The organism is Bacillus sp. UMB0728, assembly GCF_002858875.1.
In the GTDB taxonomy this organism is placed as follows: domain Bacteria; phylum Bacillota; class Bacilli; order Bacillales; family Cytobacillaceae; genus Bacillus_AB; species Bacillus_AB infantis.
Map to the genome: position 1 here is coordinate 776,962 of NZ_PKLA01000003.1, position 18,032 is coordinate 794,993.

Here is an 18,032-nt window from a genome sequence, read left to right on the forward strand (position 1 = left end):
TGACTTATGTCTCGAGTCCCTAGCCGCTGCAGCTGGACAATCGAGATGCGTAGGGAGCTTGCCCCATCCCCCCTTATCTTATTGCTTTATTGCTTCATTGATTATATGACGAATAAATTCCTGTTAGACAGCTTATTTCTCTTTTATCCTGTCAGAATAAAATAAAACTCCGGTTTGAAGCATATGCTGCAAACCGGAGCTCCTTTAGATACTTTCTTTCTTAGAAAGCTCGATTGACGCTGTGAGGGACTGGTCTCTTGCATAGTCCTTCAGCAGGGCTGCAGTGAACACCTGGCTGAGGTGGCTGACAGGAATGATGTCGATTCCCTCTATCTCTTTCAAAATGCTTTGCATATTTTCTTCAGGGATGATAACAGTCCTGGCGCCGGCTTTCTGGGCAGCCTTTACTTTGGCATACACTCCGCCGATCGGCTTAACATGGCCGTGGATGCTGATTTCTCCTGTCATGGCCACTTCCCTGTTCACCGGCCTTTTATATATAGCCGAATAAATTCCGGTAGCCATAGCAATCCCAGCAGAAGGACCGTCAATTGGCACACCGCCTGGGAAATTCACATGGATATCATAATCTTCAGCAGGCACTCCCATTGTTTTTAAAACGGTCAAAACATTTTCAATTGAACCCTTTGCCATACTTTTCCTGCGTATTGATTTTCCGCGGTCCCCGATGCTTTCCTCTTCAACAATCCCGGTGATATTGATAGAACCTTTTTCCTTTGCAGGCATGACCGTCACTTCTATTTCCAGCAGGGCACCTGTGTTTGGCCCATATACAGCAAGTCCGTTTACAAGCCCGACTGCCGATTCTTCACTGATCTTTCTTTCCATCCTTGGAGAGAGCTGGCTTGAGTTAATGACCCATTCAATATCCTCATCCTTTATGTAATCCCTATCCTCGGTAATGGCAACCCCTGCAGATATCTGCACAAGATTTACCGCTTCACGACCGTTTCGTGCGTATGAGGCCAGTGTCTTTAAGCTTTTTCCGCTGATTGGCATTTTGACCTTATCCGCCGCCTTGCTGCTGATCGTTTCCACTTCATCTTCTGTGAGCTCTTTAAAAAATACTTCCATGCAGCGTGATCTGATTGCCGGCGGAATCTCACTCGGAGTCCTTGTCGTCGCTCCCACAAGCCTGAAATCTGCAGGAAGCCCGTTCTTAAAAATATCATGGATATGCTGAGGGATTTGTGTATTTTCTTCATTATAATAAGCACTTTCCAAAAAGACCTTGCGATCCTCTAAAACTTTAAGCAGCTTATTCATTTGAATCGGATGCAATTCGCCAATTTCATCTATGAACAGCACTCCCCCATGCGCATTGGTGACTGCTCCCTGCTTTGGCTGCGGAATGCCTGCCTGTCCCATAGCCCCTGCACCTTGATAGATGGGATCATGGACAGAACCGATCAGCGGATCTGCTATCCCCCTTTCATCAAAGCGGGCTGTTGTCGCATCAAGCTCAACGAAAACAGAAGATTTCCGAAATGGAGACTTGTCCTGCTTCTTTGCTTCTTCCAGCACCAGCCTTGCCGCAGCGGTTTTACCGACTCCAGGCGGCCCATAGATGATGACATGCTGAGGATTGGGTCCGCAGAGTGCCGCTTTTAATGACTTAATTCCATCTGCCTGACCGACGATATCTTCGAAGCTTGCCGGACGCACTCTTTCGGAAAGCGGTTCAGTCAGCCTGATGGAACGCATTTTTTTCAGCTGGTCCATTTCTTTTTTTGACTCCCGGTCGATCGACACCTTTTGAGTCCTCTGGCTCTTTAGCAGATTCCAGAAATAAAGCCCGATAATGATTCCGAAAAACAGCTGGATGAATAAAGCTATCCCGGTCCAACTCATAGTATCCCTCCTGCACTTTTGTTCAAGCTGATACTTGGTAGTATCTCCTTGTACAGGTTGGAATAAACAAGAATACACTGTAAAAAACTTCCTGAGCAAAGACTTGAACAGAATCTTAACGTGCAGCAGTGAATACAAAAAAGCCAGGCAGAGAAAACCCCGGCCTGGCTTTATTTATTCTGTTATCATGCAGAAGTTTTACGCTCTTCTTCCACAACCGTACCATCATTCAGCACAAGCTTTGGCACGCTGTTATCTGTAACTGTCTCTTTTGTGATGATGCATTTAGAAATATCATCACGGGACGGAAGATCGAACATAACATCCAGCATAATGCCTTCAATGATTGAACGGAGTCCGCGGGCGCCTGTTTTTCGCTCGATTGCTTTCTTCGCAATCTCATGCAGGGCACCTTCTTCGAATTCAAGCTCAACATCATCAAGCTCAAGCATTTTCTGATACTGCTTAACAAGAGCATTTTTCGGCTTTGTCAGAATTTCAATAAGAGCTTCCTCATCCAGCTGAGTAAGGCTGGCAATGACCGGAAGACGTCCGATGAATTCAGGGATCAGACCGAATTTCAGCAGGTCTTCAGGAAGAACTTTTGAAAGCAATTCCTTCTGGTCAAGCTCCTGCTGCTTCTGTTCAGAACCGAATCCGATCACTTTCTGGCCAAGACGGCGCTTAATGATCTGCTCGATGCCGTCAAACGCACCCCCGCAGATGAACAGGATATTAGTTGTATCAATTTGGATAAATTCCTGGTGCGGATGCTTTCTTCCGCCCTGTGGAGGAACACTTGCTACAGTTCCTTCCAAAATCTTAAGCAATGCCTGCTGCACACCCTCACCTGATACATCCCTTGTTATGGACGGGTTCTCAGATTTACGCGCCACCTTATCGATTTCATCGATATAGATAATGCCTTTTTCTGCCTTTTCCACATCATAGTCTGCAGCCTGGATCAATTTCAGGAGAATATTTTCCACATCTTCCCCAACATAGCCAGCTTCCGTAAGTGATGTAGCATCAGCAATTGCAAATGGAACGTTGAGAATACGGGCAAGCGTCTGGGCAAGGAGGGTTTTACCGCTTCCTGTCGGCCCGATCATGCTGATATTACTTTTTGAAAGCTCAACATCATCGATCTTGCTGTTTGAATTGATTCTCTTATAGTGGTTATAAACAGCCACTGACAGAGATTTCTTTGCCTGTTCCTGGCCGATTACATACTCGTCAAGAATATCGCGGATTTCTGCTGGCTTTGGCACATCCTTGAATTCCACTTCTTCCTCTGTGCCAAGCTCCTCTTCCACGATTTCCGTGCAGAGCTCGATGCATTCGTCACATATATATACACCTGGTCCGGCAACTAATTTACGTACTTGATCCTGTGTTTTCCCACAGAAGGAACACTTTAATTGCCCTTTTTCATCATTAAATTTAAACAATGCCTTCACCCCTTGAATTACTTCTGTGCCTTATATAAAGCTTGCGGATCACTGCAAACAATTTTTACTATTCAGCTTTTTCAGCTTATGGAATAACGGCTGGGAAAATCCCAAAACAGCCCCTGTGCCTTTATGTCCTTTTGATTGCTATTTGTCAATCGATTGGTTGGGAACAGTTCACACAGGAGAAAACTTTAACAGTTATGTATTGCATTGTAACACATTTAACAACTGGACAGGAAATGATAACTCTTAGAAAAGTATGTTTCATTTTTATCATGATCTGTCTGCTGATCCGCATTTAAAACTATGTACCCAATAAGCTTATCCATAAAACAGAGAGTTAAATCCCGATTAAGGGATATTTAATTACGGCGGTTATGTATAGAATTTTTCCTGTCCGTTTTAAGCCTTAATATACTATATGCTGCTTTTTATTGTATAAAACAAGGCACGATCAAATCGCGCCTTGTTTTATTAAAAAAGTTTATGCAGCCATTGCTGCTATTACAAACATTTATTTTTGGCTATTAAGCAGTTTTGCTGTTTTCGATAAGGAAGTCAACAGCTTTTTTCACTTTAAGGTCTGCTTTCACGCTGTCGAGGCTTCCAAGCGCCTGCTTGATTGCATCGGCAGTCATGTTGTACATTTCAGCCATTTTATCAAGCTCGGCAGTAACCTCTTCGTCTGTTACTTCAATGTTCTCTGCTTTTGCGATCTCTTCAAGAGTCAGGTTGATGCGTACACGCTTTTCGCCTTCTTCTTTCATCTGCTCGCGCAGGGCACTTTCGTCCTGGCCTGAGAACTGGAAGTAAAGCTCAAGGTTCATACCCTGCATTTGAAGGCGCTGTTCGAATTCCTGCATCATTCTGTCGACTTCATTGTCGATCATTACTGCAGGCAGGTCGATTTCAGCATTATCAGCAGCTTTTTCGACTACAGTGTCGCGAAGGTTGTTTTCAGATTCCTGCTTCTTGCTTTCTTCAAGGCGAGTCCTGATTTTTTCCTTAAGGGCATCAAGAGTTTCAACCTCTTCGTCAACATCTTTTGCAAACTCGTCATCAAGCTCAGGAAGCTCTTTGCCTTTGATTTCGTGAACAGTCACCTTGAATACTGCCTTCTTGCCGGCAAGCTCAGCAGCATGGTACTCCTCAGGGAAAGTCACTTCAACATCCTTGGATTCGCCAGCAGCTGTTCCTTCAAGCTGTTCTTCGAAACCAGGGATGAACTGGCCAGAACCAAGCTCTAGTGAATAGTTCTCAGCTTTTCCGCCTTCGAATGCTTCGCCGTCAACAAAACCTTCGAAGTCCATGACAACTGTATCGCCGTTTTCAGCTTTGCCTTCTTCTTTAACGACCAATTCAGCCTGGCGCTCCTGAAGGGAAGTGATTTCATTGTTTACATCTTCTTCAGTTACTTCTGTTTCAAGCTTTTCTACTTCAAGGCCTTTGTATTCGCCAAGCTTAACTTCAGGCTTAACTGTAACTGTTGCCTTGAAAATAAGGCTCTTGCCTTTTTCAATTTGCTCTACATCGATTTCAGGGCGGTCAACAGGCTCGATCCCTGTCTCATCAATTGCACTTGCATATGCTTCAGGAAGAAGGAAGTCAATTGCGTCCTGGTATAGAGATTCAACGCCAAAGCGTTTTTCGAACATCCCGCGCGGCATTTTCCCTTTACGGAATCCTGGCACGTTTACTTGTGCAACAACTTTTTTGAATGCAGCGTCCAGACCTTCTTTGACTTTCTCTGCATCTACTTCAATTGTGAGAACCCCTTGGTTCCCTTCTAGCTTTTCAAACTTAGCAGACATACTATAATTCCCTCCAACAATCTATTGTCATTACCATTTTTGCGGACTTTGTATGAATATTGCCTAAATATCATAGCATATTCATCTTTTTGATATGTAAAATAACTATTTTTACACATAACAGCCACTATATTATAACATACGTTATCTTTGTTTCAACAGAGATACTCAAATATTGGGATAAGAAATTTCTTCTATCTTCCCTATAAAAATCCTGGATGCCTCAAGAGTATCTTCTACCACCCCATATTGGCCGGCCATATCCCCCGGATCTCCATCCATGCCGTAAAATGAGCATCCGACAAGATGATATGCAGCTGCCCAAAGGTCAGGCTGATCAGGCTGCAGCTTGAACGGGTACAACAGGAAGAACTGCCTCTGGAGCAAAGCGATGATATTTTCCAGCAGGACCGGATCTTCGTGTTCAAGTTTATCTTTAACCGCTGCTTCAATTGCCCTCAGCTGCTTATGATCATGGACGTCATGAAGTGCCGATGGGATGAACTCTTCATTCATCCCGAGCTTTTTTACAGTCACAGGCTTATCATATTCCTGCTCTTTCAGGATATTGATAATCATTGTTTTCAGGAAAGGATGCCCTTCCTCTGAAATCAGGTAAGACTTCAGCTCTTCAAGATATGGCCTGATGTTGATGTTTGCAAGCTTTGCCAGCAGCAGGACCTGCTCTTTGGGATCTTGATAGGACAGGAGGTTCAATTCCTTATCCCTGTATTCTTCGCGGAGCTGTTCTTCTGCAGCAGGATCAGGGCTTCCCTCCGCCATACGCCTGCTGAAGTGCAGCATTTTTGCGAAATGCTCCAGCTTATCCTTAGGGATCTCCCTTTCCTGGAGAAGGGCTTCGATAGTGGCGGCTATTTCCCCATATTCATGGAGCTGGACCATGATCATCAGATAAAGATCTACGATTTCAAAATAATCTCCGATCCCCTCCTGAAGCATGGATTTGGTTAGATTTTTGGCCTTTTTCAGCGCTCCGGCCTCAAAATAGGCCAGGACAAGCCCTATATGTATATCACTGCTCTCCGGGTCAAGCTCTTTGGCGTCCTCAAACAGCTGGATTGCATCTGAAAACTTCTTTCCCTGGAGGCTCTCAAGCCCTTTCTCAAGCAAACGTTTTTCCAGACCGGGAAAGGGGATGATATTGCTGCTGTCGTTCTGGTTCCGCTTAGTCATGAAAAAACCGCCTTCCCTGTTAATATTGAAGATAGTATAGCACGCATGGAAAGAAAAAAGAAATTCAAAGAAGAGAGCCTTGAAAGGGGGAATAGATTAACTTCCGCAGTAAAAAAAGAAGATCCACATGAGAGTGGATCTAGCTTGTTTTTTCATACGCCTCTATTTCCTTCTCAAGCTGAAGCGTTATTTCAATTTCATCCCACCCATTAAGAAGCATCGTCTTCCAATAAGGCTGGATCGGAAAGCTTGCTGAGAACCCATCCTCACTATAGACAGTTTGTGTTTCAAGATCAACTGTCAAAATCAGCTCGGCTTCTGCTGCTTTCAGCAGGAGCTGTTCTGTCTCCCCCTGGCTCAGACGGATGGGCAGCAGACCATTTTTCAGGCAGTTCTGATGGAAGATGTCAGCGAAGGAAGGGGCAATTACGGCTTTAAATCCGAAGTCCTGCAGAGCCCAAGGGGCATGTTCTCTTGAAGAGCCGCAGCCGAAGTTTTCATTTGCAATCAGAATTTCCGCACCGCTGTTTTCAGGCTTATTCAATTCAAATGCAGGATCAAGCTGTCCATCTTTATAGCGCCAGTCATAGAATAGGTATTTCCCAAATCCGGTTTTCTCGATTCTTTTTAAAAATTGCTTCGGTATGATCTGATCAGTATCTACATTAACCCTGTCCAGCGCAGCTGCTTTGCCTGACAGCTTTTTGAAACCGCCCATTCTATCTCCTCCTACACTGTAATTGATTCTTCCATCAATGTTTTCCGGACATCAACAAATTTTCCATTCACAGCAGCAGCTGCTGCCATAAGCGGGCTGACAAGATGGGTCCTCGCACCTGATCCCTGCCGCCCCTCGAAATTGCGGTTTGAGGTTGATGCGCAATGCTCGCCCGGAGGCACGATATCATTATTCATGCTGAGGCACATACTGCAGCCTGATTCACGCCATTCAAAGCCGGATTCAATAAAAATATGGTGAAGCCCTTCCTTTTCCGCCTGCTCCTTCACGGCCTGTGATCCCGGTACTACAAGGGCCCTGACACCCGGATGGACTTTTTTGCCGGCCGCAAACTCTGCAGCCTGCCTAAGGTCCTCGATGCGCGAATTTGTGCACGATCCGATGAACACATGCTGAATGCTGATATCGCTGATCTCCTGCCCTTCAGAAAGACCCATATACCGAAGAGCCCGCTCAAGTGACGTCCGTTCTGTTTCGGTCTTGCAATCAGCCTCAGAAGGTATCCTTTCATCAACCCCCGCTGCCATGGAAGGATTGGTCCCCCAGCTGACCATCGGCGGGATCTCCCCGGCATCGAGCGTGATTTCTTTATCATAATTCGCATCAGGATCCGATGCGAGGGCCTGCCAATGAGCAAGGGAAGTATCCCATTCATTGTCTTTCGGTGCATATTTCCGCCCCTTTATATAAGAGAAGGTGGTCTCATCAGGACTGACCAGGCCAGCCCTTGCTCCTCCCTCTATCGACATATTGCATATGGTCATCCGCTCTTCCATGGACATAGACCTTACAGCCTCTCCGCAGTATTCAATGACATGTCCTGTTCCGAACCCGATGCCAAACCTGCTGATGATATACAGGATGACATCCTTGGCTGTAACCCCGCTTTCAAGCCGGCCATCAATCTGAAGCTTCAGTGTTTTCGGCCTGGACTGCCATAATGTCTGGGTTGCAAGGACATGCTCCACTTCACTTGTTCCGATGCCAAAAGCAAGCGAACCAAAAGCACCATGGGTGGAAGTATGGCTGTCCCCGCAGACAATGGTCATCCCCGGGCGGGTCAGGCCAAGTTCAGGGCCGATGACATGGACAATGCCCTGATCCGGGCTGTCCATTCCTGCAAGCGGCACACCAAATTCCCGACAATTTTTTTCAAGGGTGGTCATCTGTTTTTTGGCGACTGGATCATCTATCTGGCCGCGGTTGATTGTCGGCACATTATGATCCATAGTAGCGAAGGTTTTGTCCGGGCGCCTGACTTTCCTGTTTTTCATCCGCAGGCCGGAAAATGCCTGAGGGGATGTGACTTCATGCACTAAATGCAAATCGATATAAAGCAGATCAGGCTTGTCTGTTTCTGTATGGACGATATGCCGGTCCCAAATTTTCTCTACAATTGATTTGCCCATCTATTTTTCTCCCTCCATCTTTTCCGGGTCCTTCTCCCGGAATCTTTTATAAATAAGTACACGGCTGGAAAACCAGCCGTGATATCCTGAATCTGTCAGGCATATGCCCCCATTATCTGCAGAATGGCTTCATTATCCAGCAGAGCAGCTTTAATTTCCTCGGTCATCACCTTGGTAGAAGCTGCCTTCCCTCCTGAAGCCAGATCAGCTGTGCGAATGCCTGATTCGAGTACATCACTGACTGCCTTCTCGATTGCAGCAGCTTCTTCTTCCATCCCGAAGGAGAGGCGGAGCATCATGGCCGCGGAAAGAATCATTCCAACCGGGTTGGCGATGCCTTTGCCTTCGATGTCCGGGGCCGATCCGTGGATCGGCTCATAAAGATATGGCCCGCCTTCTGACAGGCTGGCAGATGGAAGCATGCCGAGCGATCCAGTCAGAACAGAAGCTTCATCACTTAAAATATCTCCAAACATATTCTCGGTAACAATCACATCAAACTGTTTTGGATTTTTAATGATCTGCATGGCTGCATTATCGACCAGCATATGCTCGAGCTGTATATCGGGATATTGGGCTGCAATTTCCTCTGCCGTTTCCCTCCACATCCTGCTTGATTCAAGGACATTCGCCTTATCCACGCTCGTTACCTTTCCGTTCCTTCCCCGGGCGAGTTCAAAGGCCAGCCTAACCACCCTCTGCACTTCTTCCTTTTTATAAAATAAAGTGTCCACGGCAGTTTCTTCACTGCCATTCCCGGCCCTTTCGCTCGGCTTTCCGAAGTAGAGTCCGCCCGTAAGCTCCCTTACCATTAAAAAGTCGGTACCTTCAATGACTTCCTTCCTTAAAGGAGAGGAATCTGCCACACTCGCAAAATAGCTGGTGGGCCGGAGGTTTGCATATAGATTCAGATCTTTACGGATTTTCAGGAGGCCGCGTTCCGGCCGGAGGCTTGGATGGAGCTTCTCCCAGCGCGGGCCGCCAACAGCTCCAAGCAAAATGGCATCACTGCTTTTACAGAGTTCGACTGTTTCATCCGGCAGCGGCACCCCGGTGGAATCAATTGCTGTTCCGCCAATTTTCCCATTGCTGAATTCAAATGTATGCCCAAATCGTTCTCCTGCAGCCTGCAGCACTTCAACTGCCCCTGCTGCCACTTCTTTTCCGATGCCGTCACCCGGAAGCACTGCGATCCGCTTCTTCATGCCTAATCCCTCCGTTGCAAGTTTTATAATGCCACTTTCGTCTTTTCCTCCAGGTAGATGACCCTGTTAACAGCGTTCAGATAGGCTTTCGCGGATGCTTCAAGTACATCCTGCGCAAGCCCCCTCCCGCTCGTTTCCCTGCCATTGTATTTCATTTTGACGAACACCTGCGCCAGGGCATCCCTTCCGGCCCCAACCGACTGGATCCGGTAATCCAGGAGGTTCACCGTACCATTCACTGATTTCTCCAGCGTATTGTACAAGGCTTCAATGCTTCCCGCCCCGGTTGCTGCCTCCTGGACGACTTCATTCTCCCTGCCTGAAAGTGTCACTGTCGCTGTTGGCACTTGATTGGTCCCGTACTGGACCTGGATCTGGAGCAGTTCATAGAATTGCTGATCCTTTGACAGTCTTTCCTCCAGTACGATGGCGGCAAGGTCATCATCTGTCATCTCTTTCTTTCTGTCTGCCAAGTCTTTAAAAATAGCAAACAGCGGCTTGATTTCCTCTTCCGGAACAGCGAGCCCAAGTTCTTCAAGGCGGGATTTAAAAGCATGTCTGCCAGAATGCTTTCCGAGAACCATGGAATTGGCGTGGAAGCCGACAAGTTCAGGCGAAATAATCTCATAAGTGGTCTTCTCTTTCAGCACGCCATCCTGGTGGATGCCTGATTCATGTGCAAAAGCATTTCTGCCGACAATAGCCTTGTTCGCCGGTACAGCCATACCGGTCAGTTTGCTGACCAGGCTGCTTGTTCTGCTGATTTCCTCAAGCTTGAGGCGGGTCCCTGCCTGATAATGGTCCTGCCGTATGTGCAGAGCGACGGCAAGCTCTTCCAGCGCAGCGTTCCCGGCCCGTTCCCCGATGCCGTTGATCGTCCCTTCAATTTGTCCAGCCCCATTTTCGATGGCTGCAAGGGAGTTGGCAATCGCCATGCCAAGATCATCATGGCAATGAGCGGATAATATGACTTTATCAATGGAAGGAACATTCTCTCTTAAATATTGAAAGACTTTCCCATATTCACCTGGCGAAATATATCCGACCGTATCCGGAATATTGATGACACGGGCCCCGGCCTGGATGACCTCCTCAACGATGCGGGCCAGAAAAGGCAGCTCCGTCCGGCAGGCATCCTCTGCCGACCATTGAATGAGCGGGAATTTCCCGGCTGCATATTTCACAGCAGAAACCGCCGTCTCAATAACTTCTTCCTTTGACTGCTTCAACTTATACTGCCGGTGGATGGGAGAGGTTGCGAGGAAGACGTGAAGCCTCGGATCCTCCCCCTCTCTCAATGCTTCCCAGGCTGCATCAATATCTGACATCACTGATCTTGCAAGCCCTGTAACCGAGCAATTCCTGATGAGGGTGGCGATTTCACGGACTGAAATAAAATCACCTTTTGAAGCTGCCGGAAACCCGGCTTCTATAATATCGACATTAAGCCTTTCGAGCTGTTTGGCAATTTCCAGCTTTTCAGATAGATTTAAGTTGACTCCCGCAGACTGTTCCCCGTCACGCAAAGTCGTGTCAAAGATGTTAATGGTTCGCACTGACAGCCACTTCTTTCTTTTTCTCTTTATTCACAAATGGCATCATTTTTCTCAGCTCCCTGCCGACCTGTTCAATCGGATGCTCATTTTCCCTTGCAAGGATACTGTTGAAGACCGGACGGTTTGCCTGGTTTTCCAGGATCCAGCCTTTCGCGAACTTGCCTTCCTGGATATCCTTCAGGACAGCTTTCATCTCCTGCTTCACTCTCTCATCGACTACTCTCGGCCCGCTGACAAAATCACCCCATTGCGCTGTATCCGAAATGCTGTAGCGCATGCCTTCAAGGCCGCCTTCATACATCAGATCAACAATCAGCTTCAGCTCGTGGAGACACTCAAAGTATGCCAGCTCAGGCTGATAGCCTGCCTCAGTCAATGTTTCAAAACCTGCTTTCACCAGAGATGTCAGGCCTCCGCACAATACAGCCTGTTCGCCGAATAAATCAGTTTCTGTTTCTTCCTTAAAAGTGGTTTCCAGCGCCCCTGCCCTCAGTGCCCCAATCGCTCTGGCATAAGCGAGCGCAAGCTCCTGGGCTTCTCCCGTTACATCCTGATGGACTGCAAATAATGCCGGCACTCCTGCTCCTTCCTGATATGTCCTTCTTACCAGGTGGCCAGGGCCCTTAGGAGCCACAAGCAGGACATCACATGTCTTTGGCGCCACAATCTGATGGAAATGGATATTGAATCCATGCGCGAAAAGCAAGGCTTGATTTGTCAGATTCGGCTCAATTTCTTCCTTATAGACTTTAGGCTGAAGCTCATCCGGCAGGAGGATCATGACAATATCGCTTTGAGCAACAGACTCTCCAACAGAAAATACCGGGAACCCATCCTCTGACGCTTTATCCCATGAATTTCCTTTCCTCAGGCCGATTACTACATCAGCACCGCTGTCCCTCAGGTTCTGTGCATGGGCATGACCCTGTGATCCATAGCCGATTACCGCTACTTTCTTTCCATTCAGATATGCCGGATTTGCGTCTCCGTTATAATACATTTTCGCCATGATTTATTCTCCCTCTCGTTTTTGGAATATTTTTATTTAAATTATTTTTACACGATTGAATAATTCTTCGGCTGCCCCTGGCTCCTCTGGCTTCCTCTTGTAAAGGCTGTTGTCCCTGTCCGGGCAATCTCCTTGATTCCATACGGCTTTACAAGCTCAATGAAGGCTTCTATTTTTTCCGACTCGCCTGTAATTTGGATGACCAGGCTGTCTTTGCCAACATCTATCACCGATGCCCGGAAAGGCTCAATCAGCGAGTATAACTCACTCCTCGTCTGCGGAAGCGAGAGCACCTTTATGAGCGCAAGCTCCCTGGCGACAATCTGCTGGCCGCTTATATCATTTACTTTCAAGATATCAATCTGTTTATTGAGCTGTTTCGCAATCTGCTCTGCGGCCTCTTCATTGTCCACATGGACCGTGCAGGTAATCCGGGAAATCCCCTCCTGTTCAGAATGCCCGACCGAGATGCTTTCAATATTGAAGTTGCGCTTTGAGAACAGGTTGGTGATTCTATTGAGGACCCCCGGCCTGTTCATCACGGTTAAACAGATGATTCGTTTCATGGTTTTACACCTTCCATCTCATGGTGCCCTTTGCCCGGGGCGATCATCGGGAATACATTTTCATCAGGAGCTATCCTGAAATCGAATAACACCGGCTCATCGCTTTGGAGTGCTTCATCCAGCGCCTTAACAGCTTCTTCCTCAGTTCGGATCTCATAAGCTTTAATATCATAGGCTTCCGCCAGCTTGACAAAAGAAGGCTGATACTGGGCTTTGCTGTGCGAAAAGCGTGAGTCATAAAAGATTTCCTGCCACTGCCTTACCATCCCCAGCGCTCTGTTATTGAAAATAGCTATTTTTACCGGGAGATTTAGCTCACGGATCAGGCCGAGCTCCTGCGCGGACATCTGGAAGCCGCCATCGCCAACAATTGAAACGACCAGGGAATCCGGTGCAGCAAGCTGTGCTCCGATGGCCGCTGGCATTCCGAATCCCATCGTGCCGAGCCCTCCTGAAGTGACCCATCTACCAGCTTTCTTAAAGCGGTAATATTGGGCTGCCCACATTTGATGCTGTCCGACATCTGTTGTGACAATCGCATCTCCGCCCGTCTTTTCAAACAAGAGCTCCATGACCCGCTGCGGCTTCAAGTCAGCCGATTTGTGAAAATGATAAGGAAATTCTTCCTTCCAGCTTCTAAGCTTTGTCATCCATTCACCATGTTCAGGAGGCTTCCCCTTCTGGCTCACAAGCTGATTCAAAGCCTCTTTCGCATCAGCCACAACCGGAATCAATGTTGGGACGTTTTTGCCGATCTCTGCAGGGTCGATATCAACATGGGCCACATCTGCCTTAGGTGCAAAATAGGCAAGATTGCCGGTGAGCCTGTCATCAAACCTCGCCCCTATATTGATGAGCAGATCGCATTCATGTAAGGCCATATTGGCTGCATAGCATCCATGCATACCGGCCATCCCGACAAACAGGCTGTGGTCTGCAGGAAAGCCCCCGAGTCCGAGAAGGGTATGCACGACCGGAAGCTGCTGCTGTTCGGCATATTCCTTAAGCAATCCGGAAGCTTTTGCATGGAGGACGCCCGCCCCTGCCAGGATGACCGGCCTTTTCGCACGGCTCACAGCTTCTGTCAGCTTGCGGATCTGAAGATAGTTTGGCTTTAGAGTCGGCTGGTAGCCCGGGAGGAAGATCTCTGTCTCCTCAGAGGGCTGTTCTGCGCCTGCAGCAATATCCTTCGGAATATCAATCAATACCGGACCAGGCCTCCCTGTAGAAGCAATATGAAAGGCCTCCTTCACAATCCTCGGAATGTCCGCTATGCTCCTTGCCTGATAGTTATACTTGGTTATCGGGGTGGTAATCCCGAGGATGTCAGCCTCCTGGAAGGCATCCGTTCCGATGACGCCTGTTGCCACCTGCCCGGTAATGACGACAAGAGGCAAAGAATCCATCATGGCATCGGCAAGGCCTGTTACAATATTGGTCGCCCCCGGTCCTGAAGTCGCGATGACAACTCCAGGCTTGCCGGAAATCCTCGCATATCCTTCCGCAGCATGGATGCCTCCCTGTTCATGCCTGGGAAGCACATGAAGTATGCCAGAATCATAGATTTTGTCATAAATCGGAAGAACAGCTCCTCCCGGGTAGCCAAAAATCACTTCCACCTGTTCCTTCTCCAGTGCCTGCAATAGCAGTTCTGCACCGGTTGCCGGCTTCGAGCCAGTCTTGTTTTCTGCAAAGGCAGCTTCCTGCAGCATTTTGAAATAACCTCCTTTTGATTCAAGAAAAAAACAATATAAAAAGCCTTCCCATCCCCAAGAACGCCTGCATCAGCAGACGAAGGGATGAAAAGGCTTTGTCAGCCTGTTCCACGGTACCACCCTGATTCACGCAATTTGCGTGCACTTATGGACGGCAGCTGCCATCCTTTTTGATAACGGGTGCTCTCACACCCGGCCGGCCCTACTCGTCAAGCTTTCAGGCCGGCGCTCTGAGGGGAGTTCATGATGCGGCAGGAATGCCGGCTCTCAGCCTGCCCGGCTCTCTGTAAATCCTGATCCGCAAAACTACTTATCCTCATCCGCGCTTTTAACATATAGTGATTAGCTGTCAGCTTACATGGGGTTCAAAATGTTTCGATGCTACTTTAACACCTTCCGAAACTACTCTTTCCCTAAATTTCACCAGAAGCTCTTTTGTATGTGCCCCCGGATAGCCTTCACCGATTGTCCGTCCGTCCACCTTTACGACTGCAATGACTTCCGCTGCCGTCCCTGTAAGAAATACTTCATCTGCCGTATAAACATCGTGCCTTGTGAAAGGCTCCTCCTTCACTTCATAGCCAAGCTCCCTTGCAATTTCCATGACCGCATTGCGGGTGATCCCTTCAAGCGCCCCAACGTATCCTGGAGGTGTGTAAAAGCATTTATCCTTAATGATGAACACATTGTCAGCCGAACCCTCCGCCACATAGCCCTGATCATTCAGCATGAGCGCTTCACTGACATTTGCCAGGCGGGCCTCAATCCTTACCAGCACATTGTTCAAATAATTCAATGATTTAACTTTAGGGCTTAATACATCAGGTCTGTTCCTTCTTGTCGCTACTGTGACTATCTCAAGCCCTGTTTCATACAATTCTTTCGGGAAGATGCTCAGCGGCTCGACGATCACGACAACATTTGCTTTTTTGCAATTGTATGGGTCCAGCCCAAGGTCGCCTACTCCCCTGGAAACAACGACCCTGATGTAGGCATCTTCATACAAATTCTTTTCGACAGTGGCAACAATGATATCTGTCAGCTCTTCCTCCGTATATGGCATTGTCAGCAATATGGATTTGGCTGAACGATAAAGCCGGTCCATATGCTCTTTCATCCTGAAGATATTTCCGCTGTATACCCGGATCCCTTCAAAGATGCCATCGCCATACAGGAAGCCATGGTCATAAACGGATATTTTTGCATTCTCTTTCGTCACAAACTCCCCGTTTAAAAATATCAATTGCTCAGACACGAAAAACACCTCTTCGATTTAATGTATACACGCTTTAAACGGTTGAAATGACAGGTTAAAAAAATATGGGTTCCACACTTCCAATTCCCGTGTGGAGCGGTTTGTTTTATTATTTGAGGACTATCTTACGCTCATTTTTTTTGGGAGTCAACACCATTTTCAAGAATTATTTGATAATTTAGATTAATCTGATTTATTGAATGCGCTTACATTGCTTGTATATATGAATTTATTCAGCCAAGAAATTTTTTATTTTATTTTTCAATCCCTCGAGCATGATTCTCCGCTCTTTTTTATCAGCATCGAAAGATCCGTACTGGGGATATACTTAAGAATGCTTTTTCAATATAAAGATGGAGCATATAGAATTTAATGGCGCATTTTCAATGAACATATAATATAGAAGAAACCAGTTAATCATGTCAGGTTTACTAACATACAAAGAAGCGCTTTCATTTGGCGGGGGGTATAATATTCAGCTGCGGCACTGAGTACTTTTATAAACCCTGTAACCTTAATCGGAGAAGATACAGATTTTTCGAGGAAGAACAAAGGCGTAAGTGCCTTGAACACAAAAAAAGCCCCGTCCTGGGGGCATCGAAACATCACCGGCATGAAAAGAGTGAGTCATGAATAGTAAGAGGCTTTATCTATGCATAATTGGCATGAAAAGTAGTGAGTCATGCATAGTAAAAAGTCTAATTGATGCATGACTGAAAAAAAAGAAGTTATTTTTAGGAAAGAGGCTTGTAACCCCCGAGAACCCCGGCACAGCGGCTGGACTCGGATCAAGGATTTCTAATTCCTTAACGACAAAAAAACCGCCATTTGATTAGAAATCAAACAGCGGTAATATAGGTGTATGTAGTAATGGCGTCCCAGGAGAGATTCGAACTCCCGACCGACGGCTTAGAAGGCCGTTGCTCTATCCTGCTGAGCTACTGGGACATTTTTTAAATTAGTTATCGCGAGGACATTTTTTATTATAGTAGACAAATAAATGAAAGTCAACAACTTCTCAGGAAAAATATAATAAACCTGGCATCTTTTTTTCCGGCCATATAAATCTGTTTATTGCAAGAGGGGTTCCCCCCTCATGCAATAAACGGATTCATGCCCTTTCCGGAATCTGAAAAGTCTGTGACAGCTTTTCAAGCTTTCCGGTTTCAAAGTCATATATATCCACACGGATTTCCCTCTCTGCCGTTTCCAGCAGAAGATAGGTTCTCTCATAGCGCCCTCTCGGCAGCCTCAAGCTTCCCGGGTTCAAAAACATCCTGCCATCAATCATTTCTGCCCCAAGCTCGTGCGAATGTCCGAAGCAGATGATATCTGCTCCTTCCTCCTCGCCTTTATATTTCAGCTTCATAAGGCTGCTCTTCACTCCGTAGAGATGCCCATGGGTAACTAAAATCGTCAAACCTCCAAGGTTTTTGACAAGCTGGTCAGGATAAGCATCATCATAATCGCAATTTCCCCTTACTCCAGCAAAACCCGACATAGAAGGATGTCCGGCAGGCAGCTCGGAATCCCCGCAGTGGATCATGAAATCTGCTTCTTTCCCATGCCTCTCAGCGAGCTGCGCCAGCTCCTCCTCAAGCCCGTGGCTGTCACTTACAATCAATATTCTAGCCATTGGCACCGTCCCCTTTAAAAAGGGCTCCCAGACTGTTTTCCAGCTTTTCAAGGGCCTTGGCCCTGTGGCTGATCTGGCTTTTCTCTTCAGGGGGGAGTTCTGCCATGCTTTTATTTTTTTCAGTCACAAAGAAGATCGGATCATACCCAAATCCATGGCTGCCCCTTTTATCAGTCAGGATCCTGCCCTCACACGCTCCGGAGACTGTGTAAGCTTCCTTGCCTGGCACCGAAACAGCCAAGGCACAATAAAATCTGGCTGTCCTTTTTTCTTCCGGCACACCTTCTAGCTCTGCGAGCACCTTTTGCATATTTGCTTCATCACTTTTCGCTTCGCCGGCATACCTTGCGGAGTAGATGCCTGGACGGCCCTCAAGGGCATCGATCATAAGGCCGGAATCATCGGCAATGACGATTTTTCCAAAAGCTTTAGAGACAGCCTCTGCTTTTAGGACTGCATTTTCCTCAAATGTGCTTCCAGTCTCTTCAATATCCTCAAATTCAGGAAAGTCGAGAAGGGTTTTCACTTCATAGCCCAGCGGCTTGAACATCCTGCTGAATTCTTTCGCTTTCCCTGCATTTTTCGTTGCAATAATAACTTCCTGCACAGTT

At 47.1% G+C, this 18,032-nt stretch carries 14 protein-coding genes, 1 tRNA gene and 1 other annotated feature; all 15 genes read right to left on the reverse strand.

The window, feature by feature from the left end; translation table 11 throughout:
* Window positions 1-204: 204 nt before the first annotated feature.
* Window positions 205-1,872 carry an ATP-dependent protease LonB gene (lonB, locus tag CYJ37_RS14960; protein WP_009796052.1) on the reverse strand — a complete coding sequence of 556 codons (1,668 nt, stop codon included), beginning with the start codon at window positions 1,870-1,872 and terminating at the stop codon, window positions 205-207.
* A 185-nt stretch (window positions 1,873-2,057) separates the two neighbouring features.
* Window positions 2,058-3,323, reverse strand: coding sequence for an ATP-dependent protease ATP-binding subunit ClpX (gene clpX / locus CYJ37_RS14965; RefSeq protein WP_022544244.1), 1,266 nt, complete (start codon window positions 3,321-3,323; stop codon window positions 2,058-2,060).
* A gap of 530 nt (window positions 3,324-3,853) precedes the next feature.
* Window positions 3,854-5,137, reverse strand: a complete 1,284-nt coding sequence (gene tig / locus CYJ37_RS14970; protein ID WP_009796050.1) for a trigger factor — start codon at window positions 5,135-5,137, stop codon at window positions 3,854-3,856.
* Between the two features lie 168 nt (window positions 5,138-5,305).
* Window positions 5,306-6,331 (reverse strand): tetratricopeptide repeat protein, encoded by a 1,026-nt coding sequence (locus CYJ37_RS14975; protein WP_101550464.1) that lies wholly within the window; start codon window positions 6,329-6,331, stop codon window positions 5,306-5,308.
* A gap of 139 nt (window positions 6,332-6,470) precedes the next feature.
* On the reverse strand, window positions 6,471-7,049 hold the full coding sequence (gene leuD, locus CYJ37_RS14980) for a 3-isopropylmalate dehydratase small subunit (protein WP_009796048.1): 579 nt from the start codon (window positions 7,047-7,049) through the stop codon (window positions 6,471-6,473).
* Window positions 7,050-7,060: 11 nt separating this feature from the next.
* Complete coding sequence (gene leuC, locus CYJ37_RS14985) at window positions 7,061-8,479, reverse strand: 3-isopropylmalate dehydratase large subunit (protein ID WP_009796047.1); 1,419 nt, start codon at window positions 8,477-8,479, stop codon at window positions 7,061-7,063.
* Between the two features lie 95 nt (window positions 8,480-8,574).
* A complete protein-coding gene (leuB, locus tag CYJ37_RS14990) occupies window positions 8,575-9,684 on the reverse strand; it encodes a 3-isopropylmalate dehydrogenase (RefSeq protein ID WP_101550466.1) in 1,110 nt (369 codons plus the stop codon).
* Window positions 9,685-9,707: 23 nt separating this feature from the next.
* Entirely contained in the window at window positions 9,708-11,240 is a 1,533-nt protein-coding gene (locus CYJ37_RS14995; RefSeq protein ID WP_101550468.1) for a 2-isopropylmalate synthase, read from the reverse strand.
* Complete coding sequence (gene ilvC, locus CYJ37_RS15000; RefSeq protein ID WP_009796044.1) at window positions 11,227-12,249, reverse strand: ketol-acid reductoisomerase; 1,023 nt, start codon at window positions 12,247-12,249, stop codon at window positions 11,227-11,229. The genes CYJ37_RS14995 and ilvC overlap by 14 nt, the downstream gene beginning before the upstream one ends.
* A gap of 47 nt (window positions 12,250-12,296) precedes the next feature.
* Window positions 12,297-12,815, reverse strand: a complete 519-nt coding sequence (gene ilvN / locus CYJ37_RS15005; RefSeq protein WP_101550470.1) for an acetolactate synthase small subunit — start codon at window positions 12,813-12,815, stop codon at window positions 12,297-12,299.
* Window positions 12,812-14,527, reverse strand: coding sequence for an acetolactate synthase large subunit (gene ilvB, locus CYJ37_RS15010; RefSeq protein ID WP_094766937.1), 1,716 nt, complete (start codon window positions 14,525-14,527; stop codon window positions 12,812-12,814). The genes ilvN and ilvB overlap by 4 nt, the downstream gene beginning before the upstream one ends.
* An 80-nt stretch (window positions 14,528-14,607) precedes the next feature.
* Window positions 14,608-14,862 (reverse strand) — a binding site (T-box leader).
* A 17-nt stretch (window positions 14,863-14,879) separates the two neighbouring features.
* Entirely contained in the window at window positions 14,880-15,785 is a 906-nt protein-coding gene (gene ilvE / locus CYJ37_RS15015) for a branched-chain-amino-acid transaminase (protein ID WP_022544247.1), read from the reverse strand.
* An 871-nt stretch (window positions 15,786-16,656) separates the two neighbouring features.
* Window positions 16,657-16,733 (reverse strand) — tRNA-Arg (locus tag CYJ37_RS15020).
* Window positions 16,734-16,896: 163 nt separating this feature from the next.
* Window positions 16,897-17,421, reverse strand: coding sequence for a metallophosphoesterase (locus tag CYJ37_RS15025; RefSeq protein ID WP_101550472.1), 525 nt, complete (start codon window positions 17,419-17,421; stop codon window positions 16,897-16,899).
* On the reverse strand, window positions 17,414-18,028 hold the full coding sequence (locus tag CYJ37_RS15030; RefSeq protein ID WP_101550474.1) for an XTP/dITP diphosphatase: 615 nt from the start codon (window positions 18,026-18,028) through the stop codon (window positions 17,414-17,416). Before CYJ37_RS15030 ends, CYJ37_RS15025 begins: the two co-directional genes overlap by 8 nt.
* Between the last annotated feature and the right edge of the window lie 4 nt (window positions 18,029-18,032).